General features: G+C 62.7%; 20 protein-coding genes. 5 read left to right on the top strand and 15 right to left on the bottom strand.

Annotated elements, in window-relative coordinates:
- Positions 1-109 precede the first annotated feature (109 nt).
- A complete protein-coding gene (locus BWP39_RS25470) occupies positions 110-961 on the top strand; it encodes an oxidoreductase (protein ID WP_096725031.1) in 852 nt (283 codons plus the stop codon).
- A 79-nt stretch (positions 962-1,040) separates the two neighbouring features.
- Here BWP39_RS25470 and BWP39_RS25465 read toward each other — a convergent pair whose 3' ends face one another.
- The 7 genes from BWP39_RS25465 to BWP39_RS25435 form a co-directional block, all read right to left on the bottom strand.
- Positions 1,041-2,534, bottom strand: coding sequence for an OprD family outer membrane porin (locus BWP39_RS25465; RefSeq protein WP_096725030.1), 1,494 nt, complete (start codon positions 2,532-2,534; stop codon positions 1,041-1,043).
- Positions 2,535-2,685: 151 nt separating this feature from the next.
- Positions 2,686-3,711, bottom strand: a complete 1,026-nt coding sequence (locus BWP39_RS25460; protein ID WP_096725029.1) for an ABC transporter ATP-binding protein — start codon at positions 3,709-3,711, stop codon at positions 2,686-2,688.
- On the bottom strand, positions 3,708-4,742 hold the full coding sequence (locus BWP39_RS25455) for an ABC transporter ATP-binding protein (protein WP_096725028.1): 1,035 nt from the start codon (positions 4,740-4,742) through the stop codon (positions 3,708-3,710). The genes BWP39_RS25460 and BWP39_RS25455 overlap by 4 nt, the downstream gene beginning before the upstream one ends.
- 1 nt (position 4,743) lies before the next feature.
- Complete coding sequence (locus BWP39_RS25450; RefSeq protein ID WP_096725027.1) at positions 4,744-5,646, bottom strand: ABC transporter permease; 903 nt, start codon at positions 5,644-5,646, stop codon at positions 4,744-4,746.
- 4 nt (positions 5,647-5,650) lie between these two features.
- Entirely contained in the window at positions 5,651-6,589 is a 939-nt protein-coding gene (locus BWP39_RS25445) for an ABC transporter permease subunit (RefSeq protein ID WP_096725026.1), read from the bottom strand.
- 16 nt (positions 6,590-6,605) lie between these two features.
- Positions 6,606-8,246, bottom strand: coding sequence for a peptide ABC transporter substrate-binding protein (locus BWP39_RS25440; protein WP_096725025.1), 1,641 nt, complete (start codon positions 8,244-8,246; stop codon positions 6,606-6,608).
- Positions 8,247-8,429: 183 nt separating this feature from the next.
- Entirely contained in the window at positions 8,430-9,002 is a 573-nt protein-coding gene (locus BWP39_RS25435; RefSeq protein WP_096725024.1) for a cupin domain-containing protein, read from the bottom strand.
- Positions 9,003-9,875: 873 nt separating this feature from the next.
- Here BWP39_RS25435 and BWP39_RS25430 point away from each other — a divergent pair.
- Entirely contained in the window at positions 9,876-11,402 is a 1,527-nt protein-coding gene (locus tag BWP39_RS25430) for a peptide MFS transporter (protein WP_235851475.1), read from the top strand.
- A 156-nt stretch (positions 11,403-11,558) separates the two neighbouring features.
- On the opposite strand, the gene BWP39_RS25425 is transcribed toward BWP39_RS25430, so the two are convergent.
- The 4 genes from BWP39_RS25425 to BWP39_RS25415 form a co-directional block, all read right to left on the bottom strand.
- Positions 11,559-12,752, bottom strand: a complete 1,194-nt coding sequence (locus BWP39_RS25425; RefSeq protein ID WP_096725023.1) for a transporter substrate-binding and LysM peptidoglycan-binding domain-containing protein — start codon at positions 12,750-12,752, stop codon at positions 11,559-11,561.
- Between the two features lie 46 nt (positions 12,753-12,798).
- Positions 12,799-13,575, bottom strand: a complete 777-nt coding sequence (locus BWP39_RS25420; protein ID WP_207557093.1) for a hypothetical protein — start codon at positions 13,573-13,575, stop codon at positions 12,799-12,801.
- A 48-nt stretch (positions 13,576-13,623) separates the two neighbouring features.
- Positions 13,624-13,977, bottom strand: a complete 354-nt coding sequence (locus tag BWP39_RS31585; RefSeq protein ID WP_133116934.1) for a hypothetical protein — start codon at positions 13,975-13,977, stop codon at positions 13,624-13,626.
- Positions 13,978-14,266: 289 nt separating this feature from the next.
- Positions 14,267-14,704, bottom strand: coding sequence for a carboxymuconolactone decarboxylase family protein (locus BWP39_RS25415; protein WP_096725022.1), 438 nt, complete (start codon positions 14,702-14,704; stop codon positions 14,267-14,269).
- Between the two features lie 109 nt (positions 14,705-14,813).
- Here BWP39_RS25415 and pdxR point away from each other — a divergent pair, with 109 nt between their 5' ends.
- The 3 genes from pdxR (at position 14,814) to BWP39_RS25400 (ending at position 18,207) form a co-directional block, all read left to right on the top strand.
- On the top strand, positions 14,814-16,280 hold the full coding sequence (gene pdxR / locus BWP39_RS25410; protein ID WP_096725021.1) for a MocR-like pyridoxine biosynthesis transcription factor PdxR: 1,467 nt from the start codon (positions 14,814-14,816) through the stop codon (positions 16,278-16,280).
- Positions 16,281-16,670: 390 nt separating this feature from the next.
- Positions 16,671-17,117 (top strand): HU family DNA-binding protein, encoded by a 447-nt coding sequence (locus BWP39_RS25405; protein WP_091008254.1) that lies wholly within the window; start codon positions 16,671-16,673, stop codon positions 17,115-17,117.
- Positions 17,118-17,337: 220 nt separating this feature from the next.
- Positions 17,338-18,207 carry a proteasome-type protease gene (locus tag BWP39_RS25400; protein WP_096725020.1) on the top strand — a complete coding sequence of 290 codons (870 nt, stop codon included), beginning with the start codon at positions 17,338-17,340 and terminating at the stop codon, positions 18,205-18,207.
- Between the two features lie 166 nt (positions 18,208-18,373).
- On the opposite strand, the gene BWP39_RS25395 is transcribed toward BWP39_RS25400, so the two are convergent.
- From BWP39_RS25395 to BWP39_RS25375, 4 genes are all read right to left on the bottom strand, one after another.
- A complete protein-coding gene (locus BWP39_RS25395; protein WP_096725019.1) occupies positions 18,374-19,504 on the bottom strand; it encodes a porin in 1,131 nt (376 codons plus the stop codon).
- Positions 19,505-19,895: 391 nt separating this feature from the next.
- Positions 19,896-21,212 (bottom strand): YihY/virulence factor BrkB family protein, encoded by a 1,317-nt coding sequence (locus BWP39_RS25385; protein WP_096725017.1) that lies wholly within the window; start codon positions 21,210-21,212, stop codon positions 19,896-19,898.
- A 111-nt stretch (positions 21,213-21,323) separates the two neighbouring features.
- Positions 21,324-21,590: a helix-turn-helix domain-containing protein gene (locus tag BWP39_RS25380; protein WP_096725016.1), complete on the bottom strand. Its 267-nt coding sequence runs from the start codon at positions 21,588-21,590 to the stop codon at positions 21,324-21,326.
- 14 nt (positions 21,591-21,604) lie between these two features.
- Entirely contained in the window at positions 21,605-23,020 is a 1,416-nt protein-coding gene (locus BWP39_RS25375) for an aminotransferase-like domain-containing protein (protein WP_096725015.1), read from the bottom strand.
- Positions 23,021-23,100 lie beyond the last annotated feature (80 nt).

Here is a 23,100-nt window from a genome sequence, read left to right as displayed (position 1 = left end):
GGAACGCTCTGGCAGGATCGTGCAAAACACTGATATTAACGGACTAACGCGTCGTGTTCCCTCTGAGCCACCATGGCACACACTTTCCGAGCGAAAAGAGGACACAACGATGACAGCATTTTCTGAAGACACCGTATGGTTTGTTACCGGCAGTTCGTCCGGATTAGGCCATGAAATTGCGAGCATGGCGCTCGCCCGTGGCTGGCGCGTGGTACTGGCGGCACGACAACCCGAGGCACTGGCGAGTCTCGCGAACCAATACCCTGAAACCGCCATGACGGTACGTCTGGATGTCACTGAGCCGGCTTCCGTCGCCGCGGCTGTGAAAGCCGCGCAGGCACGATTTGGACAGATCGACGTGCTGGTGAATGCAGCGGGATACGGCTATCTCGCCGCCATCGAGGAAGGCGAGGACGATGCCATTCGTGCGCAGTTCGAGACCAACGTCTTTGGTCTGCTGGCGCTCACCAGAGCGGTGCTGCCTGGCATGCGCGCTCGACGCAGTGGCCATATCGTGAACTTCTCTTCGCTGGGCGGGCTGGTTGCGTTCGCGGCGACCGGCTACTACCACGCGACGAAATTCGCCGTCGAAGCACTGTCCGAATCGCTCGCGCATGAAGTCAAGCCACTTGGCATTGCGGTCACGATCGTCGAACCGGGCGCGTTTCGCACCGAATGGGCGGGGCGCTCGATGATAGCCTCACAGACGATCATCGACGACTACGCAGACACCGCAGGTAAGCGCCGGGCGGCGACAAAATCCGTCTCGGGACATCAGCCGGGGGACCCGGTAAAAGGCGCCGCGGCGGTTATCGCCGCGCTGGAATCCGACGTGCCACCGTTACGCCTGCTGCTCGGCAAATCGGCGCTCGACGTTGCACTCAAACGACTGGATGCGTTGCGCACGAACTTCGAGGCATGGCGCGATCTGACGGAGGGAACCGACTTTCCGGCAGCATGACGCCTCTCCCCACACCAGGAGTGGAAGCTGCGAAGGGCATCGCCCGTAGCGGCTTCCACTGCGCTTGTGCACACCTTCGTTAGAACACCTTGACCGGCACATTCACCACCAGCCGGTATTCCATGTTGTTGCTGTCCGAGTAGTGCGCCTGCGAGACGTGCCACATCGCGATGAAGGTGATCTTCGTATCCTTGAAGCGGCCGCTTTGCAGCGTATAGCTCGGAATAAAACCGATCTCGTGATGACGGCCGTGCACCGGTTCGCCGTTCTTCCAGTACAGATCATGGAACGGACTCGACGCCGATGCGTTCGCCGCCGCTTCCGCCGATGCATCCGCGCCCCAGCCCGTCAGTCCCCACAGCATCGCCTTGAAGCCCGGGAAGCCGAGGTACTTGCCGTCCACCGAATAGCGCAACTGCAGCGATTTCTCGTGCGGTGCGTTGTAGTCGACGTCCATCGAGTTGGTCAGATAGATGCCGTTGGTTTCGTTCACATAATCGAAGAACTGGTCGCCGAGCACCTGCTGGTAGCCGAGTAACAGCGAATGCGCGCCGTGCTGCGCGGACAGCGCGAGGCTGTACGCGTTGCTGTTGATATGACCTTGCAGCGCGTTGCCGGTGTCGTGTGTCGAGTAGATGTTGGCGAGGCCGGTCCACTTTACCGTCGACGGATCGCCGATCGAGTGTGTGACCGAAGCGAAGTACTGGCGCCATACGTTGTCGGCCTGATCCGCATACAGCGACAGCGTGCCGTTCGGCGAGTAGTTCCAGTTGCCGCCCACATAGCTGAGCCGGTCGAACTTCACGCCGCCATACGATGTGCTGAGCGAGGTCAGCCGCGTCTGCCCGCGTGCGTCGGTTTTCGTGAAGCTCCCCGCTTCGAGCGACATGTCCTTCACGTCCTTGCTGACGAGCGTCACGCCGAGGAAGGTCGGCGGCAATGCACGGTTGTCGTGCGGTTCGAGGAACGGATTCGACACGGTCTGCAGACCGTACTTGACGACGGTTTCCGAAATGCGACCCTTGATGTCGTACATACCGGGGTAGGCCCACGCAAGCTGGTTCGAGCCGCCGCCAGGCGCGACGTGCACCATGTTGCCGGCGCCCTGGCCGCCGTCGAGTTTCAGCGCGCCGAATAACGACGCATCGACGCCGAAGCCGATCAGCCCCTGCGTGTAGCCCGACTGGTAGTTCGCCTGCGCGCCTTGTACCCATGAGTGGCGACGCGGACCGCCCTTGATCTCCAGATAGTCGGAGTAATTGCGGAACTGCAGGTCGAGGTGGCTATCGGCGATGAAGCCGTTGCTTTTCGACTGACTTGATAACGGTGCGGGCGGCAATTGGATCTGGTCCGCTTCCGCGTTGACGATGACGTTCTCGGTCGGCGTGGGGCCGACGGGTGCCGTCTGTGCGAGTGTGATGGCCGGTGCCGTTTTCGCGGCAACGCCGGTCGCTGCTGGCATCGCGTCGTCTGCGTAGGCACCGGCTGTCGCTGCGAGCGCAGTCAGGGCGGGCAGGCCGAGCATCAGCCAGGTGTTTCTTGAAGTTTCGGGTCGAGAAAGGGTGCTTTTCATCTAGATCTCTTTTTTATGGTGTTGAACCTTCGACTGACGGTTGGCCAGTCCACGCGTTTGCGCGTTCTGCGGTAGCAGGACGAGCGTCTCCAGCGACAGGGCGGGTCAGCCCTGTCGGGAAAGGATTACTTCAGGGTTAGGGGATATGCGTCTAGTCGGCGCCGACGCGAATACACGCGATGCGTGCCGTGCCGGTGCCGCGCGTGAGCGGTAACGGCGTTTCGCTTGCGCAGGCATCGATGGCTTCGGGGCAGCGGTTGCGGAATGCGCAGCCCGAAGGCGGCGACAGCGGCGACGGAATTTCGCCGCGCAGGAGCAGATGCTTGCGGGCCTTTTCGATGGCCGGGTCGGGTACCGGCACGGCGGACAGCAGCGCGCGCGTGTACGGATGACGCGGCGTCTTGTACACGTCCTGACGGTCGCCGAACTCCATCACGCGGCCCAGGTACATCACGAGCACGCGCTGGCTGATGGCCTTGACCACAGCGAGATCGTGGGCGACGAACAGCATCGAGAGTTGCAGTTCGCGCTGCAGATCGCGCAGCAGGTTGACGATCTGCGCCTGGATCGACACATCGAGTGCCGACACGGGTTCGTCGCAGATCACCAGTTGCGGTTCGCCGATCAGCGCGCGTGCGATGCCTACACGCTGGCACTGACCGCCGGAAAACTCATGCGGATAGCGCCGCAGATGTTGCGCGTTCAGCCCGACGCGCTCGAGCATCGCGAGCACGCGACGGCGTACGTCTTCACGGCCGACGCCGGGGCGATGCGTGGTGAGCGGCTCGGCGACGATCTGTTCGATCGTCATGCGCGGATCGAGCGAAGCCAACGGGTCCTGGAAGATCATCTGCACGTCGCGGCGCAGTTGCGTCGTGTCGCGCCGGGTTGCGTGACCTGCCGCATGTACGGTTTCCGCACCGAGCCACTGCACGCTGCCCGCACTGACCGGCACGAGACCGACGATCGCACGCGCGAGCGTCGACTTGCCGCAGCCCGACTCGCCGACCAGTCCGACCGTTTCGCCGCGTCGCACGTCGAACGTCACGCCGTCGACTGCGCGCAAGGTCGCCTTGCCTGACCACGGCAGGCCGCCGCGCGAGACGCGGAAATGCACTTTCAGATCGCTGACCGAGAGCACGGTCGAGGTATCGGGTTTCACAGCCTGAGTGGTCATGGCAGTGCCTCCACAATTTCATTGACGGGACGATGGCAGGCGCGCCGTGCAGTGCCCGGCGCTTTGCCTGGACCAACCGGCGGGGTCGTCGTCGAGGCGAGCGTCGGCGGTGTCGTGCGGCACACATCGAGCGCATACGCGCAGCGCGGTGCGAACGCGCAGCCGGCGCCGAGGTGACCTGGCATCGGCGGATTGCCGGGGATCGTGCGCAGCGGCGCGTCGCGATCGTAGTCGAGCGCGTCGTCGTCGGTGAGGCGCGGCAGTGCGTTCAGCAAGCCGATCGTGTACGGATGCGTCGGCGCGGCGAACAGCGTCGCGGCGCTCGCCTGTTCGACGGTCTGACCGGCGTACATCACCATCACGTCATCGCACAGACCCGCCACCACACCCATGTCGTGTGTGATCAATACGATCGCCGTGCCGCGCTCGCGGTTCAGCTCGCGCAGCAGTTCGATGATCTGCGCCTGGACGGTGACGTCGAGCGCGGTGGTCGGCTCGTCGGCGATCAGGATCTCGGGTTCGAGCAGCAGCGTCATCGCGATCATCACGCGCTGGCGCATGCCGCCGGAGAACTCGTGCGGGTACATGCCGATGCGGCGTGCCGCGTCGGGAATGCGCACCGTTTCGAGCGTTTCGATCGCGCGGCGGCGTGCTTCACGGCGCGAGACGCCGCGATGCAGCTGCAGCGTCTCGGTCATCTGCCGTTCGATTGTCAGGAACGGATTGAGCGACGTCATCGGGTCCTGGAACACCATGCCGATGCGGTCGCCGCGAATCTTGTTCAGCGCACCTTCTTTCATCGCCAGCAGGTTTTCGCCGCGATAGTTTGCTTCGCCCGATACATGTCCGTTCGAGGCCAGCAGGCCGAGCAGCGCCATTACGGTCTGGCTCTTGCCCGAGCCCGATTCGCCGACGATGCCGAGCGTCTGGCCCGCATCGAGCGAGAACGACACGCGCTGCACCGCATCGACGGGTGGGCGGTCGCGGCGCGTGAAGCGCACGCTCAGGTCTTTTACTTCCAGCAGGGCCATCTCAACGCTCCTTCGGGTCGAGCGCGTCGCGCAGACCGTCGCCGACGAAACTCACGCAATAGAGCGTCGCGCACAGCATCAAGGCGGGACACAGCAGCAGCCACGGCGTCGATTCGAGTTTTTGCGCGCCGTCCTGGATCAGCACGCCCCAGCTCGTCATCGGTTCCTGCACACCGAGACCGAGGAACGACAGCACCGATTCGGTCAGCACGATGTTGGGCACCGTGACGGTCGCGTAGACGACCACGACGCCGATCAGGTTCGGCACGATGTGACGCGTGATGATCGGCCGTGAGCCGATGCCGATCGCGCGTGCTGCGTCGACGAATTCGCGCGTACGCAGCGACAGCGTCTGGCCGCGCACGACGCGCGCCATGTCGAGCCACGAAAACGCGCTGATGGTCAGCACCACCAGATAAAACGCGCGGCCGAACAGCGTCATCATCAGGATGGCGATCAGCATGTAGGGGATCGCGTACATCATGTCGACGATACGCATCATCGCCGAGTCGATCCGTCCGCCGAGATAGCCCGCCGTCGCACCCCACGCGACACCGAACAAACCCGACACGAGCGTCCCGAGCAGGCCGACTTCGAGCGACACGCGACCGCCAACCAGCGTGCGCACGAGCAGGTCGCGACCGAGTTCGTCGGTACCGAACCAGTGCGCGTTCTGCCAGGTCGGTGCCAGGCTGATCGCCCCCCAGTCGCTGTTGATCGGATCGTTGGGTAGCAGCCACGGGCCGACGAAACACGCGATCACGATCAGCAGCAGGATGACGAGCCCGGCCATCCCCGCGCGATTGCGCAGGAAGCGCGCGCAGGCGGTGGCGAACGGGCTGCGCGAGCGCGGCGGCGCAATCGCGGCCGGCGGCGCGTCGAGGGCAGGAGAGAGGCGGCTCATGGGATCAGTAGCGGATGCGCGGGTCGAGCCACGCGTACGCGAGGTCGACCAGCAGGTTGAACAGGACGGCCACGGCGGTGGTCAGCACGACGAGGCCGAGCACCAGCGTGTAATCGCGGTTGATCGCGCCGTTCACGACGAGTTGTCCGAGCCCGGGCAGGGCGAACACCGACTCGGTGACGACTGCGGCGGTGATCGACGAGATGCAGATCGAACCGAGCAGCGAGACGACCGGCATCAGCGCCGGTTTCATCGCGTGACGCATGATGATCGTGCGGCCCGGCAGGCCCTTCGCGCGAGCCGTGCGGATGAAGTTGCCGGACAGCACTTCGATCATGCTGCCGCGCATGACACGCGCAATCGCGGCGACGTTGATGATGGTGAGCAGCACGATTGGCAGCACGCGGTAGCGCCACTCGCCGTTGCCCCAGCCGCCGGCGGGCAGCAGCCCGTCGCCGTTCGAGGTTTTCAGCAGGATCGCGAAGACCCACACAAGCACCGGACCGAGCACGAACGGCGGGATCACGTTGCCGATATTGCCGAGCACCATCACGATGTGATCGATGATGCTGTCGCGCCGGACCGCGGCGAACGTGCCGAGCAGCACGCCGATCACGAGCGCGATCGGCACCGACACACCGCCTACGCCTAGGCTCACCGGCAGTGCATGCCACACCAGATCGTTGACCGACCAGTCGACGTAGCGGAACGACGGCCCGAGGTCGCCGTGCAGCAGCGAGTTCAGGTACAGCAGGTACTGCCGCCAGAGCGGCAGATCGAGGTGGTACTTCGCATTGAGGTTGGCCATCACGGCGGCCGACAGATGCTTGTCGGTGTCGAACGGCCCGCCGGGAGTCAGATGCAGCAGCAGGTAGCACGCGGTGATCACGGCGAGAATCGTCGGGATCGCCCACAGCGTGCGTCTGAGGGTGTACGCCAGCATGACAGGACTCCGGTGCTCAGTGCTTGATCACGTACAGGTCCTGCGACGAGCGCATGTCGATGTAGTTGGTCGGCAGATAGCCGCCCAGATACGACTTCACGAGCCGGTCCGCGGAGTACTGGAACAGCGGAATCAGCGGGTAGTCGTTCATCGAGAGCGCGTGCGCCTGGGTGAGCAGCGCGGTGCGCTTTGCGTCGTCGGTCTGCTGGTTACCCTGGGCGATCAGCGCGTCGACCTTCGGGTTGCAATAGTGCTGGTCGTTCTGCACGCTGCCGCAGCGGATCAGATCGAAGAACGACATGGCGTCGTTGTAGTCGACGAACCAGCCGTCACGCGAGGCCTGGACCTTGCCGTCGTGGCGCTCCTTGAGCAGCACCTTGTACTCGACGTTTTCGAGCTTGGCGGTGACGCCGAGCTTGGTGCGCCATTCGGACGTGACGAACAGGGCGACCTTTTTGTGCAGGTCGTTGGTGTCATACGTCAGCGTGAACGTGAGCGGCTTCGCGTCCGAATAGCCGGCCTGCTTCAGCAGGTTGCGCGCGTAGTCCACGCGTTTGGCCATCGGCCACGAGGCCCAGTCGGGGGTGAAGACGCCGGCGCCCTTGGTGCCCTTCACGATCAGTCCGTACATCGGCTCTTCGCCGGCTTGCGTGAGCTTCGAGGTCAGCAGGTCGCGGTCGAGAACCATCGACAGTGCCTGACGCACGCGCACATCCTTGAAGGCCGGGTAGCTGTTGTCGAGGCTGTAGTAGTACGTCGCGATCTGCAGGCCGGTGCGCAGCTCGCCGCCGAACTGCTTCGAAACCTGCGCATAGATACCCGACGGAATCGAGTAGGTGTAGTCCATCTGACCGGCCTGATACATGCGCATGGCCGTTTCGTTGTCTTCGATCGGCAGGTACGTCACCTTCGAGACCACCACTTTCGGCGCGTTCCAGTAGTGCGTGTTCTTCACCATCACGATGCGGTTGTTCGGCTGCCAGTCGGTCAACGCATAGGCACCGTTGCCCACCAGGTTGCCGGGGCGCGTCCATGCATCGCCGAATTTCGTCACCGTCGCGCGATCGACCGGCGCCATCGTCGCCATGGCCACGAGTTCGGGGAAGAACGCGGCGGGTACTTCGGTGGTGACTTCGAGCGTGTAGGGATCAGCCGCGCGCACGGCGAGGCCCGACGGCGGCATCTTGCCCGCGATCACATCCTTGGCGTTTTTCACGAACTCGACGAGGATCGTGTATTTCGAGCCGGTTTTCGGATCGACGACGCGCTGCCATGCGTAGACGAAGTCCGCTGCCGTGACCGGCTGGCCGTTGCTCCATTTCGCGTCATGACGCAGCTTGAATACCCATGTGTCCGGCCCGGTGCGCGTCCACGACTGCGCCACACCCGGTACCACCGCCCCGCTCGCGTCGATGCGCGTCAAGCCTTCGAACAGGTCCAGCCCGACCGTATTGCCGTTCCACGACTCGATGTGCGCGGGGTCGAGCGATTCGACTTCGCCGCGCACCTGGCGGGTGATGTCCTGGCTAGGGGAGAGCGAGACGCCTGCGGGGACCGTGACGGCGCCAGCGGGGAGGGTAAACGCGAGGGTGAGCGCGCAGGTGAGCGCGCAGGTGAGCGCGGTCAGCGCCGTCGCGAGGGCGGACGTTTTTTTCATAAGTAAGGTGGCAGAAAGGGTGAGGGGAACACTGCTGGCGTGCGCGGCCACGCGCCCGGTGATTAGCCTGGGCGGGGCCGGGGCGGTCCCTGTTGTCTGTCCAGCATGGAGGAATCCTTACAAGTCGTAACGCAGGCATGCGATTCGATGCGTCGGACCCGGCCGATCTGAAATGCCTGCGATCTAAAACAGTCTCGGCGTACCCACCCAGACGACAGTCGATTCCGCACGGGCCGTATTCGCCCAGCTATGCGGCACCGTCGATTCATAATGCGCGCTGTCACCCGCGTGCAGGACGAACGTCTTGCCTTCCAGTGTCAACGATACCTCGCCGGCGATCACGTACAAAAACTCTTCGCCCGCGTGCGTCGTGACTTCCGAACGCTTCTGCCCGGGCGGCATCTTGACGAGAATCGCCTCCAGCTGGCGACCCCCGGACAGATTGGTCATCCGGGCAAACAGGTTGGCCGAGTCGGCAAACCCGAAAAACTTCAGCTGATCCCCGCGACACACCGAGCGTTCTTCGCTGGGCGTGTCCACGAAGTACTGCACCTTCACGCCGAGTGCATGGGCGATGCCCGCCAGCGACGTGATGGACGGCGACGCCAGGCCTCGCTCGACCTGCGACAGGAACGGCTTCGAAATGCCGGCCGCGCTTGCCGTGTCGTCGAGGGTGCGCTTCAGGCGTTGCCGCAGTGCGCGTATCTTGCTACCCAGCGCAACCGCCGGGTCCTTCTTTTCGAGTGTCGAGACCATAGCAGGACGAAATCACCCCGTCAAAATTTGTTTGATATAAGTAAATCTTGTTTGATAGCCTGCGCGCACTGGGCAAGGGGTTGTGCACCGTGGCGCATGACGTCGGAAACATGCAGGGAAAACGCGTTATGTTGCCAGAAGCCTCACGTCTGACCGCAGAACGACACGAAAGATGCAGCAGAACCCGCAGCATCCCCGCTGAAATCTGCGTCAGTCAGGAGATTAAGGGATTCGACTCGATCCGCATAACGTCTTCCTTACGCAGCGGGCAAGGAAGTCGCAATGGTCGCCCCGCAAAGCAAGACGGGCGGCGGCGATGCGCTTTGATATCAGTGCATTCCCGGAGTGACGCGTTGAGCGTTCGTCGGGAGAATCGCGAGCGCTCGCCGGCCGGCACAACTTTTCGGTCTGCTTGCGACACTCAATCCCGTGCGCAGCGATCCTGCAACGGCTGCAAGTCGGACCGATTCCACCCGGATCGCCCGCGTATGACCGAAATGGACCACACTTTTTACTCCGAGCTTTCCCGTCTGCCTGGCGCAGGGCCGTTGCCCGCACAGCGCAGCAGCGTCTACCGCCTGCCAGCCCGCTTTGCCGGCACCGCGGCGCGGTTTTCCCGTCATGCATTATCATTGCGCCCGTTCCGCAAACCGGAGCCGCGGCGCCATGTTACGCGATTCATTGCGTGTCCGGCTGCCCTCCTATTCCCTGGTTTTTCCGTTTCGACGTGCCGATGAACGTGCTCGATAGAGGCGTCCGTGCGCACGATCCGGCGCTGCATTGCGCACGCTGGCATCCGACGATCTCCAGACTGGTTTTCCTGCGACGCGCGCGGCCTGTGCGCGTCGGCGTTAGTGTTTGAACACGAGGTACATGATGAAATCACCCGTCTCCCAGACCCGATCGTTTTCGACGGTCTTCCTGATCGAAATGTGGGAGCGTTTCGGTTACTACGGCATGGCCGCGCTGCTCGTGCTGTTCATGGTCAACCGGCTGGGCTTCACGGACAGCCACGCCACGCTCACGTGGGGCGCGTTCACGGCGCTGGTGTATGCGGCGCCGTCGGTTGGCGGCTGGATCGGCGACAAGATTCTCGGCACGCGTCGCACGATGATCTGCGGGGCGCTCGTGCTGGCCGCCGGCTATCTGATGCTGGCGATGCCCACCGATGCACTGGGCCACATGTATGCGTCGCTCGGCGTGATCGTGGTCGGCAACGGGCTTTTCAAGGCGAACGCGGCGAACCTCGTGCGGCGTATTTACGAAGGCGACGATGCGCGGATCGATAGTGCGTTCACGATCTACTACATGGCGGTGAACATCGGTTCGACCTGCTCGATGCTCGCCACGCCGTGGATTAAAGATCACTGGGGCTGGCACGCGGCGTTCGGCGTGTGCTGTGCGGGCATGCTGCTCGGTGTGCTGAATTTCCTGGTTCTATATCGCTCGCTCGCGCATATCGGTTCCGCCCCGGATGCCGAACCGGTCCGCTGGAAAGCCGTCGGCGCGCTGGTGCTGGGCGCGATCGCGCTTGCCGTCGCGACGACCTACGTGCTGCAGCACAAGAGCATCGCCGTGGCCTGCGTGTATGCGGCCGGCGTCGCGATTCTCGGTATTTTCGGTTACATGCTGACGCGCTGCGAACGCTCGGAGCGCGCAGGGCTCGTCGCCGCGCTGATCCTTACGCTGCAGGTCATTCTGTTCTTTGTGTTCTATCAACAGATGTCGACATCGCTCACGCTGTTCGCGCTGCGCAACGTCGACCCGCAGTTCTCGCTGTTCGGCGTGTCGCTGTTCTCGTGGAGCGCGGCGCAATTCCAGGCGCTCAACCCGATCTGGATCATGCTGCTGAGCCCGATTCTCGCGCTGCTGTACACGCGGCTCGCGCGCAGCGGCAGGGACGTGCCGGTCGCCGTGAAATATGCGCTGGGTTTTGCGGTGGTGTCGGCGGGGTTTTTCGTCTATGCGCTGAGCGGCCGCTATGCGGTGGACGGTCGCGTGTCGTCGTGGTTCATGGTCGGCGGCTATGGGCTGTACTCGCTCGGAGAACTGCTCGTCAGCGGCCTCGGCCTCGCGATGATCGCGCGTTACGTGCCGGTCCGCATGAGCGGTTTCATGATGGGTGCGTACTTCGTGGCGACCGGTGTGTCGCAGTATCTCGGCAGCGTGGTCGCGAATTTTGCACAGATGCCTTCCGGCGATCTCACGGCGGTGCAGTCGCTGCCGCTGTACACGAAGCTCTTCACCGGGCTCGGCTGGCTTGCCGCCGCGGGTGTAGTGGTGGCCGTGCTTCTGCTGCCGCTGATGCGCCGCCTGTCGCGCGAACATCAGCGCTGTACCGACGAAGCGCGCGAAAACGCGCAACGCGATTCGGCTACGCTGGCCGCTGCGGCGCAATGATGGTCATGGCGATGCGGTTGTATTGATCGACGGGCGCATGTTGTGCGTGTGCAAAACACGCGCATCAACGCATCAAAAAGAGGCGGCCCCGGCAGACGATGCCGGGGCCGCTTTGTCTATACCGGGTGCGTTCGCGCTGAGCTGCGCGTTTCCCGCTTAACCGCGCGGAATCACCAGCCGCTGCCCGACCAGGATCAGGTTCGGGTTCGGCAGGTTGTTGCGCCGCTGGATCTCGACATAGCGCGCGGCACTCCCCAGCTGGCTCGAGGCGATCAGATTCAGCGTATCGCCCGACTTCACGACGTAGGTCTTTTCGCTGCCCTGTGCGGCGGTCGTCGCGATCTGGTTGCTGATGAAGTATTTGCGCAGCAGATCGAGATACTCGGGCGATTGCCTGACCTTGGCGATCGCCGAATTCAGATACACCAGCAGGTCGCTATCGCTCTTGCGTACGCCGATCTTGTACGCGAGGTTCGAGCCTTCCAGCTTGCTGACCGCGAAAGTCAGGTCGGTGCCTTCAATCTCCGCCACGCCGAACGGGTAGTCATAGACGATGGCGTCGACTTGTCCGTTGTTCAGGAAGTGCGCCATCCACGAGCGTTCGCCGTTGATGCTGGCATCGGACAACTCGACCACCTGGTTGTTCGGGAACGCCTTCGTCACAAACGCCTTGACGTCGGGGTCGCCCTGCAGGATGCCGATCTTCTTGCCAGCCAGGTCGGCGGTCGAATGGATCGACGAGCCTTTGCGTACGATCAGCGCGTAACCGAAGTCGTCGATGTAGGGCACCGTGTAGACCACGCCGTTGGGCGTGTCGTCGGAGAACGTCAGGCCGTCCATCGCGATGTCGACGGTGGCGTTGCCGTCCTTGTCGGTCTGCGTGAGCTGCGCGGGAACGGCCGGATAGGTGTCTACGCCGTGACCGGTATCGACCTTGATCGTGCTGTGATCGCCCGAGGTGAATTCCTTCTGCGCGAACAGCAGCTTCGCGAAATCGACGTTGAAGCCCTGCGGTTTGCCGCCGTCTTCCGAGTAGAACGGGCGCGAGGGATTTTCTACGCTGATCCGCGCCACGCCGTTGGTGACGATCGATTTCAGCGTGTTCTTGTTCGGCACGAAGCCGTCCACCGCGACCGATTGCACGACGTTCGTGCTGGCGTTGTTACTACTGCTGTTGTTATTGCTGCTGCTGTTGCCGCTGGAATTCGAGTTATCGCTGGAACTGGTCTGCGTCGACGACGGCGATGACGAAGAAGGCGACGCGAGGCGTTGCACCAGACCGCCCTGATAGATCAACCATCCCGCAACGAGGATGACCAGAAAGATTGCCGAGCCTAGTATTTTTTTCATTGTGTCTGTTCGGTAGTTGGACGTGTCGAGTGTGCTGTTTCGATGCTTACTGTTTCGAAGCGATCTGCGGCGATGCGATCGGTGTGGGTGACGCCCCCGATCCCGCTGTCAGAAGGCTTGCGTTCGCCGCCTGTTGAGCCTGCTGAACTTCCGGGTTGTCCATCAGCGAGGTTTCCATCTCGGAGAAGGCCTTGTTCACCGAATTGGTGACGGCGTCGATGGCGGCGTCGGTCTTGATCTGCTCGAACGTGTTGCTGGTTTGCATGCCGGCAATCTTGTTCATGCGCTGCGCGGATTGCGACATGTCCCACAGTGCTTTCGCGCGATCGATCGCGTTCGAGAAATTCTGCAGCTCCGACTGAACCTGTTTGTAGCGTTGCTCGCGGAAGGTCAGCAGCTTGTTCATCGTGGCCAGTTGCGCTTCGAAGCGCTCGGCGTCGTCGGGATACTGCTTCTTGAACTGCGCGGTCTTGGTCGCGAAGTTCGCGACTTCCGTGCGGAAGCCGGTAATGCTGTCCTTGAACTTCTGCGCGGCCTGTTCCTTTTCCGCCAGCTGGTTATAGAGCGTCTCGATCGGGTTGGTGCCCGCCTCGTTGACCATCATCTTGACCTTCTGGTTCGCGAACTTCATCGCGATGACCGGCGCGAAGTTGATCGCCGCGAGCCCGATGACCGCGGCCGCGATGAGGCCGATCAGCCCCTTGACCAGCAGCACCACGAGCGGGGCGACGACAATGATGCCGAGGCCGATGATCCCCCACTTGATGAGCTTGACCTTGCTCTGATTCGTGCCTGAATTGCCGGTCGTCATATCTTTGGACATACGCGCTACCCCTGTGACGTTTATACGGACTGAATGGTGAAGCTTGAATCAATCGTTAAAAGAGGCAAAGCAAAAAGAAAACGGTGTGACTGTCTGAGCCAGTGTCTTAATCGGTCGTGCTGTGGCGGGTTGCCTCTGAAACATTTCCAGGCGCGTGTTGCCGTGCGCCATATTAAGACGCTTTTCCTGGTATTTTTTCGATTGTTTTGTGCATTGGGTTCGCAGCGGCGTCCATACAGGCTCGCTGCGGCATACCAGCCGGTCTGCCACGGCACGCCACGTTGAAAGGACGGTACGTGTGCACGGTTCACTTTTAAAGCGTTCGAATGCGGTAACCCGTATTAACTCCGACGGCTCGATGAAGCTCTGCACGGCGGTGTCGCGGTCTTCTGCTTCGATCATGATTTAACGTTTTCGCGCATAAAGGCACCGAAAATATTACACCTGTCCGCTTGTATGGGCGGCATTTTCGGTGGAGCGGGGTAGCAGAGAGGGAAATCGCCGGATAAGGCGAGGCGGCGTGGGCCGCAAGCGTGAACCGGGGACGGCGCTGCGAGGGGGGAGGTTCGAACGAAGGGTTCAGAGGGAAATGAGGGCGTCGACCGCGCAGGGCGCGCGGTCGACGTCGCCCCGGCCGGTTACCGCCCGCGCCTGCAGTGCGCTGCAGGGCGGCACCGGCGCCGGCGCCCGTTCAATCCGGGATCTTGCGGAACGACACGGCGATGCGGTTCCAGCCATTGATCGCGATGATCAGCATCGTGAGGTCGCCGATTTCCACGTCGGTGAAATGCGGCTTGACTGCTTCCCACACGGCGTCGGGCACATGCGTCTGCGAAATGAGCGTGAGCGCTTCGGTCCATTCCAGCGCGGCGCGTTCGCGATCGGTGAAGAACGGCGTTTCGCGCCACACGGTGACGGTGGCGAGGCGGCGTTCCGTTTCGCCGCCCTTGCGCGCGTCCGTCGTGTGCATGTCGACGCAGAAAGCGCAGCCGTTCAGCTGCGAGGCGCGCAGCCGCACCAGTTCGGCGAGCGGTTTCTCGATGCTGCTTTTGCTGACCTGTTCTTCCAGCGCCAGCATTGCCTTCGTGCCATGCGGGTTGGTTTTATAGAAGTCGAGACGTGATTGCATGATGTGCTCCAGTTGAATGTGCCCGCGATTGGGGCCATGGATCAAGCTTAAATCGCATTGTGGTCAGGCAAAATAGCCATTTCTGGAATATCTCAGGTAACCACTTCCCATGGACATCCACATCGCGGTCGAAGGTCGGCACGACCTGGCGGGGCAGATCTACCGGCAGCTCAGGGAGGGGATTATCGAAGGTCGGCTAGCCGGCGGCACACGTTTGCCCTCCACGCGCGATCTCGCCATCCAGCTCGGCGTGTCGCGCAAGACGACGCTCGATGTATTCGAGCGGCTGCTCGCCGAAGGCTATCTGAGTGCGCGCGCGGGCTCCGGCACCTTCGTCGCGGACGGCCTGCAGCGACTACCCGCCGGACGCTCCGCGCAGATCCGCGAAGTCGAAGCCGCCCGCACGCAGACGAAGGCGCGCGTGCGGGCACGACCTGTCTGGGAACAACTGCGGGATGCATCGATGCTGCCGCGGCCGATCACCGGATCGCCGTACGACTTTGTTGGTGGCATGACGGACAAGGCGCTGTTTCCGTTCGACGTCTGGCGGCGCTGCGTGAACCACGCGCTGCGGGTACAGGCACGTGGTCGCGGGATGTATCGCGAATCTGCGGGCGAACAGGACCTGCGGCTCGCGGTGTCGCGTTATCTGGCTTTCAGCCGCGCGTTGAACAGTAACTGGGAGGACGTGTTCGTCACCCAGGGCGCACAGCATGCGCTCGATCTGCTGGCGCGCATCACATTGCGCCCCGGCGATGTCGCGGTGGTCGAGGATCCCGGTTACCCGCCGGCGCGCGAATGTTTCGCGGCGCTCGGCGCGAAGGTCGTGCCGGTCCCGGTCGACGCGGAAGGGCTCATCGTCGCGAAGCTGCCGAAGAACGCGCGGCTCGTTTACGTGACGCCGTCGCACCAGTTTCCGCTCGGCATGCCGATGTCGCTCGAGCGGCGCGTCGCATTGCTCGAATGGGCGGAACAGCGCGACGCGTTGATCATCGAGGACGACTACGACTGCGAATTCCGCTTCGACGGTCGCGCCATCGAACCGCTGAAAACCCTCGATCGCGCCGGTCTCGTCGCCTACGTCGGCACCTTCTCGAAGACGCTTTTCCCCGAACTGCGGGTCGGTTACGTGGTGCCGCCGGTGTCGTTGGGCGGGCCGTTGCGCAAGGCACGTCAGCTCGGCGACTGGCATGGCTGCACACTGACGCAGACCGCGCTCGCGGCGTTCATGCTCAATGGCGATTTCGCGAAGCATCTACGCCGCATGCACAAGATCTACGTGACGCGCCGAATGTGTCTGCTGTCGCATCTGCGTGGCCCGCTCAGCGAATGGTTCGAGCCGACGGCACCGATTGCCGGCATTCACCTTGCCGCGCATCTGAAGGGGGCGCTCTCCGAAGCGACGCTGATCGCCGCGGCACGCGATGCATCGATCGGCCTGTACGGACTCGCGCCGTTCTATGTACGGACCCGGCCGCAGCCGGGATTGATCTTTGGTTACGGGGGTATTGGTGCCGATCACATCGACGAGGCGCTGACGAAGCTCGCGCGGCTGATGCCGAAACTGGCGCGTTGAGCCGGTTGCGTGTCGGCTATGGCGGAATATTGCGGGGCATTACGACGCAGGTCGCGCGTCCAGCGACGTGCCACTGGTCGCCATAACCGCGGTTTCGATGCTGGGAAGGGGGTACGGGTCGTCTAAAAACGCGGTGCGAGTTCATGCGCGGTGGACGTGAAGTCAACGCGAAGTTCACATGAGGCTCACGCGAAGGTCACGCGAGACTCACGTTTACCCCTTGAAACAAGCCTCAAAATGCACCCGGGAGTCAGCGCCACGCAACAAACCCCACCTGTGATGCACAAAAGATTCGCGCGAAACGCTATAGCGCTTGTAGAATCCGGCGTTGAAGTGCACGCATACCGCGTGTACTTCGTGCATTCACTGACCACAACAGGTAGGAGAAACATGCCGACTTCCGCAAAAAAGGTGGCCAAGAAGGCCGCACCGGCAGCTGCCAAAAAGGTTGCTGCGAAGAAAGTGCCTGCGCAAAAAGCTGCAGCTAAGAAGGTCGCCGTGAAGGCGTCCGGCGCTCCGTCGCCGATCAAGGACACCTTCACGAAGGCCTCGCTGGCTGCTCATGTCGCAGAACGTGCTGGTGTTGAACCGAAGGCTGCCAAGGCTGTTCTGGCTGCACTCGAAGACACGATCCTCGGCTCGGTGCACAAGAAGGGTGCTGGCGAATTCACGTTGTCGGGTCTGCTGAAGATCGTCGCGCAGCAAGTGCCGGCGAAGAAGAAGCGCTTCGGCAAGGATCCGTTCACGGGTGAAGAGCGCTGGTTCCCGGCCAAGCCGGCAAGCGTGCGCATCAAGGCACGTGCGCTGAAGAAGCTGAAGGACGCAGCAGCGAGCTGATCTCGCGAGACACGTCGATGCCTTTCGGGGCCGCGGCGTTTTCCGCAGACAGGCAGTACACGATCCCCACGGGCTCACGTCCGTGGGGATTTTTCATGGGCGTTGCGTATTCGGGTAGTGCAACGATGAACCGACGTGCCAGCACGTGCCCGACTGCATCACAAACGGGGTTGCGCCGCGCAGTATTACAATAGCGGGTCTTTTTCTTGCGGATCTATCCATGACTTACTGTGTCGCGATGTGCGTCGACGACGGTCTCGTGTTCCTGTCGGACACCCGGACCAATGCGGGCGTCGATCACATCAGCACCGCGCGCAAGATGTCGGTATTCGAGCAGCCCGGCGAACGGGTGCTCGTGTTGCTGGGCGCGGGCAACCTGTCTCTGACTCAGGCGGTGCTACACGTGCTGAGCGAACCGTCGGACGACGGGCGCCCCACGTTGTGGACGGTCGGGACGATGACGGACGCGGCGCGGGTCGTCGGGGATGCGGTGCGCGCGGTGCATCAGCGCGAGGCGCCGGCGCTGCAGGAATTTGGCGTCGACTTCAATTGCAGCTTTATTCTCGGCGGCCAGATCGGTATCGACGGCAAGCCGCAGACGCCGCGGCTTTTCATGATTTACGCGGCGGGCAATTTCATTGAGGCATCGACGGTGTGCCCGTACTTCCAGATCGGCGAGTCGAAGTACGGCAAGCCGATCATCGACCGCGTGCTGACGCCTGCCACGCCGCTCGACGAAGCGGCAAAATGCGCGCTTATTTCCATGGATTCGACGCTGCGCTCGAATCTCTCCGTGGGCCTGCCGCTCGATCTGCTGGTGTACGAAACCGACGCGCTGCATGTGACGCGTTTCGTCTCGATCGATCAGGACAACGCGTACTACCAGATGATCCACCGCACCTGGGGCGAACGGCTGCGCCAGGTGTTCGGTGAAATTCCCGATCCGGACTGGCTGGAGACCGCCAACGTGCCGCTCGCGCAGCGCGAGCGTGCGTCGGTGACCTATCGCGGGCCCGAGGCCGCCAATGCCGCCGACGCGATGCCCGAGCAGACCCTCGCGCAGGCAGCAAAAGAGCAGGCGCGGCACTGAGCGGTACGGTGCCGTGGCCGCTGCCTGAGCCCTGCCGCGGCCACTACAACGCTAACTGCCACCACACCATCCACGCAGGCCTCCGCCAATAAAAAAGCCAGCCTTCGGCTTGGCGCCTCAGGCTGGCTCATGACAGCTGGAACTTCAGCTGTGCATCACGTCATGCTTAGAACTTGTGACGGATACCGATCGTGAAGATTTCCTGCGCCGTCGAGTCCGACGGGTAGTCGTAGTCGGCCACGGTTGCCGTTGCACCCGTACCGCTTGCACGTTGGTACGCGCCGAGCGCATAGACGTCCGTACGCTTCGACAGGTTGTAGTCCGCACCCAGCGAAATCTGGTTATACGACGCCGACGGGCCGTTGCCCGAAGCGTGCGTAAAGGTGTAGCCCAGACCGAGCAGCGCTGCCGGCGTCAACTGGTAGTTCACGAAACCTGCACCGACGTTGTAACGCTCCGTCGCGCCGAACGAGGACAGCGAGTCCGGCTTGTACTGCGCGTTGCTGTAGCGGATGCCAGCCGTGATCGGCCCGATGACATACTGACCAGCGATCGACGCGATACCGATCGACTTGGCCGATGCGAACGGCAGGTTGATCGAGTTGAACGTAGCGTCCGACGTCGCGTTCCAGCTACCGGCACGGGCTGCTGCCGTGTTGGCGTTGGTCATGCGGATGTAGCCTGCTGCGAGGCTGAACGGACCCGTTGCGTAGCTGACCGCGCCGGACCATGTCTGGCCTGCGCTGATCGCACCTGCGACGCCGCCGAATGCGTACATGCCTTCGAACTGGAGGCCACCGAACACCGGTGACGTGTACTTGACGGCGCTGTTCGTACGCGAGCTGTTGTCGTTGTTGTCGACGTCGCTAGGCGTGGTGAACGTGGAGCCCCAGTAGTTGTCTGCCGTGATCGGCTGGACCAGGTCGACGACCGGATCGTACTGACGGCCGAGGGTGACCGTACCGTACTGGTCGCTCGTCAGGCCGACGTAGGCTTGACGTCCGAATTCCTTGCCGCCTTGACCAAGCTTGCCGGTATTCGGATCAAAACCGTTTTCCAACTGGAAGATGGCCTTGAGACCGCCACCCAGATCTTCGGTGCCTTTCAGGCCCCAGCGATTGCCCTGCATGTTGCCGCCGACCAGGCCGACGAAGCTCTTGTTATTCGTATTGGCGTTATGCACGTACTGGAAAGCGTCGTCCAGCACGCCGTACAGGGTCACGCTGCTTTGAGCGTGGGCTGCGCCAGCGGCACCCAGAAGGGCCAGCGAGAGGGTAGATAGTGCGATTCGTTTCATCCATTTCTCCACGCAGATGATTAGTTTCGTTGTTGCGGAAAGGAGAATAGCGCAGTGTGTCTATGCGCAAGAACTGAAAAAAAATCACTGTCTCCAAAATGTGACATGTCGCTCAAAGCCTTGTATATAAAGCCTTTCGCCGACTGTTCCAAATTTGACAATATTATCTCTCTGATATCGCATTATTGTTGTTTTGTTGAGAGTGCGGGTGGAGCTATTTACAATTTAGATATCATTTTGAAGGCTATACGTAATAAATGCGGCGTCTCGATTGATATTCGTCAGCTGATTGTTAGCATCTTTTTTATGCGATTCGCGGGGTAAACGGCAGACAAAGATGGACAGATCGTCCCAGGGAGACTAGGCGCTCGCGAGATGGCGCTGGGCGGGATCAACGGTCGTCGTTGGCGGTCTCTGGTGCTTCGCTGTCGCCGTTGCGGCGACCCGCGACCGCGGTGACGACGAGCGCCGCGCCCGCAGCCAGCAGCAGCGAGCCCCACGGATGCCGCTTCACGTAGCGATCGGCGGCGACGGCGCTACGGCCGGCCTGCACCAGCGTTGCAGCGGCGGCCCGCGTAGCCTGGTTTTCGACGCGCACCACCGTACGGCCGAAACGCACTGCACCGTTGGTCGCGGGTGTTTTGGGCGGCGTGTCCTCATCCGCGTCCACATCGGTGGTTTGCGGAAGCGAAGACACTGACGCAGCGTCGGCCGCGAGCGCATCCTGCAGATCGAGCCGGCGCTGTGCCCCGGACGCGACCGTCGAAGCCGCGATCACCGACGCCAGTTTGGCGCGACTGCCCGGCGGCGGTTCGCTGTCCTGCAGGCCCCATGCACCGCGCGGATCGTGCAACCGGCCGCGGGCCGCGGAGAATTCGGCGCCGAGCAACAGCACGGCCGCCGAGAAATACAGCCACATCAACAGCACGGCCAGCGAGCCCGCTGCGCCGAACGAATTCGCCATACCCGCATGCGCGAGGTACAGCGCGAACAGCTTCTTGCCCGCGGAAAACAGGACAGCGGCGATGAGTCCACCGACCATCGCGTCTTGCCAGCGCACGATTGCATCGGGCAAGAACTTGAGCAGTGCGGCAAAGGCGAATGCGAGGACGAGCAGGCCGACGATCAACTGCAGCACGTTGCCGATCACCACATAGGGCGAATTGCCCCACAGCCACTGGCCGACGAACGTAATCGCGGTGTCGAGCACCAGCGACACGATCAGGAGGAACGCAACACCGAGCACGAGGCTGAACGAGATCAGACGAACGCGCACGAGGGCGACCACGCTCGACGAGCGCGCCCCCGTGGGCGGCCACACCATGTTGAGCGCACTGTTCAGCGACGAGAAAGTTGCCGACGCACCGATCGCCAGCGCCGCGAACGAGATGATCGCAGCGATGCCGCCCGCGTTGCCGCTACGGTGCGCGTTCTCGACGATCGTCGTGATACCGGCGGCCGCTTCGTTGCCAAGCACGCCGTGCACTTCGCGGAACAGTTCCCCACGCGCCGCCTCGGCACCGAAGAACCAGCCGGCGATCGCGATCACCATCACGAGCGTCGGTGCCAGCGAGAATGCCGCATAGAACGCGATGCCCGCGGCCATCGCCGCACAGCGGTTCGCTGAGAATTGCCTGAGCGCACCGATGGCCCACGACGCCTGCTTGCGGGCCACCGTCTGGAGTTTTTCTGAAGAGAGTGTGTCCATGGTGGTCCTTGTGGTCGGAAGCGTGACAGCAGTGACGACGGTAAGTAAGTGCAAGCACCATGCCCGAGGAACTATAACAAGTGCAACCCGCGAACGCGGCCGCGCAGCCTCTCAAGCATCCGGACTGCCGAATACCTCAGCGCATAGCGACCGGCCGGCTTCGCTCAGGCGCGCGGTACCCGTGCCTTCCTCGGTGAACGTCGTCTCGACGATGTCGCTGTCGACGAGTGCCGTCAGTTGACGGCGCAAGCCGCTCATCGGCAGGCCGGTCTGCTTGGCCAGTTTTGCCAGCGACCATGCATGGCCCGGCGTTTCCTGTTCCGCGCGCCATAACTGCGCGAGCACGGCGACGAGGGCGGGGTCGATGGCATCGTTCATAGCGTGTCTCCTCGTCAGACCATGCTCGCGGCAAGTTCGCCGAGCGTCTTGAGCGCGTGCTCGGTTTGCGCGTTCCAGGGGTAGCTGTAGTTCAGCCGGATGAAGTGGCTGAAGTCGTTGCGCGTCGAAAACATATAGCCAGGACCGATCGTGATGCTGCGCACGAGCGCCGCCTGATAGAGCCGCATCGAATCGACGCGTGGCGGCAGTTCGACCCACAGCACATAGCCGCCTTGCGGCGACGAGGTGCGCGTGCCGGCGGGGAAAAACCGCAGCACCATCGCGATCATGAGTCGCGCCTGCTGACGATAGAACTTACGCACCTGCCGCAGATGCCGGTCGTAACCGTCGTGCCGCAGATAGTCCGCGATCGCGATCTGCGGCACCGACGGTGTGGTCAGCGTATTGAGGAACTTGAGCTTCTCGACCTGCGCGCGATACCGGCCCGGCATCGCCCAGCCGATGCGGTACGACGCGCTCAGGCTCTTCGAGAACGACGCGCAATGCAGCACGAGGCCACGCGTGTCGAAACTCTTCAGCGTCGAGGGGCGTGTGTCGCCGAAATACAGTTCCTGGTAGACGTCGTTTTCGATGGCTGGAATGTCGTGCGCGGCGAGCAGATCGACGAGTTGTTGCTTGCGCTCGTCGGGCATCCGGAAGCCGAGCGGATTCTGGAAATTGGGCATCACCATGCACGCAGCGATTTTCTGTCTACCGATAATCTGCGCAAGCACGTCGATATCGATGCCGTGCACCGGGTGGGTCGGGACCTCGATTGCGCGCATGCCGAGACGTTCGATCGCGTGCAGCATCGCGTAGTAGGTCGGCGATTCGACGGCGACCGTATCGCCGGGTCTGGCGACCGCCTGCAGGCTCAGGTTGATCGCTTCGGTGGCGCCGACCGTGATGATGATTTCGTCGGGATCGATCGCAATGCCGTTTTCGGCGTAACGCCGCGCGATCTGGCGGATCAGCTCGGGGTTGCCCGGCGGCAGATCGTCGATCAGATTCCAGCTCGCATGACGTCGCGCGATCGCGTTCGCATACTGGTTGATGCGCCGCCACGGGAACAGCGACGGGTCCGGATACGGCGAGCCGAGCGGCATCGCATCCTCACTGCGGATGCTGCGCAGCGTGGACAGCACGAGCCGGCTCACGTCGACTTCCGCGGCGACGACTTGTGTTTGCGTTGCACGGCCGGGCGCGGTGCGGGCTCGTACGGCTGCATCGCGCACGAAGTAGCCAGACTGCGGTCGCGTCTCGACGACACCACGGCTTTCGAGCAAGCCATACGCGTGCAACACCGTCTTGATGCTCACGCCGTGCTGCTGGCTGGCCTGGCGCACCGACGGAATCCGTTCACCGGCCGCGAACACGCCGCGCCGCACAGCGGCCTCGATTTCGTCGGCGAGTTGTTCGTAGAGCGTCACGGTGGCGGGCGATGAGGGTAACGACGCGAGTGTAGGCCAGATTCGCGCAACTGTATCCCTCGGGTTTCATGTTTTCTGTG

The organism is Paraburkholderia acidicola (genome assembly GCF_002362315.1).
Classification (GTDB): domain Bacteria; phylum Pseudomonadota; class Gammaproteobacteria; order Burkholderiales; family Burkholderiaceae; genus Paraburkholderia; species Paraburkholderia acidicola.
This window is presented reverse-complemented; position numbering and strand designations above follow the sequence as displayed.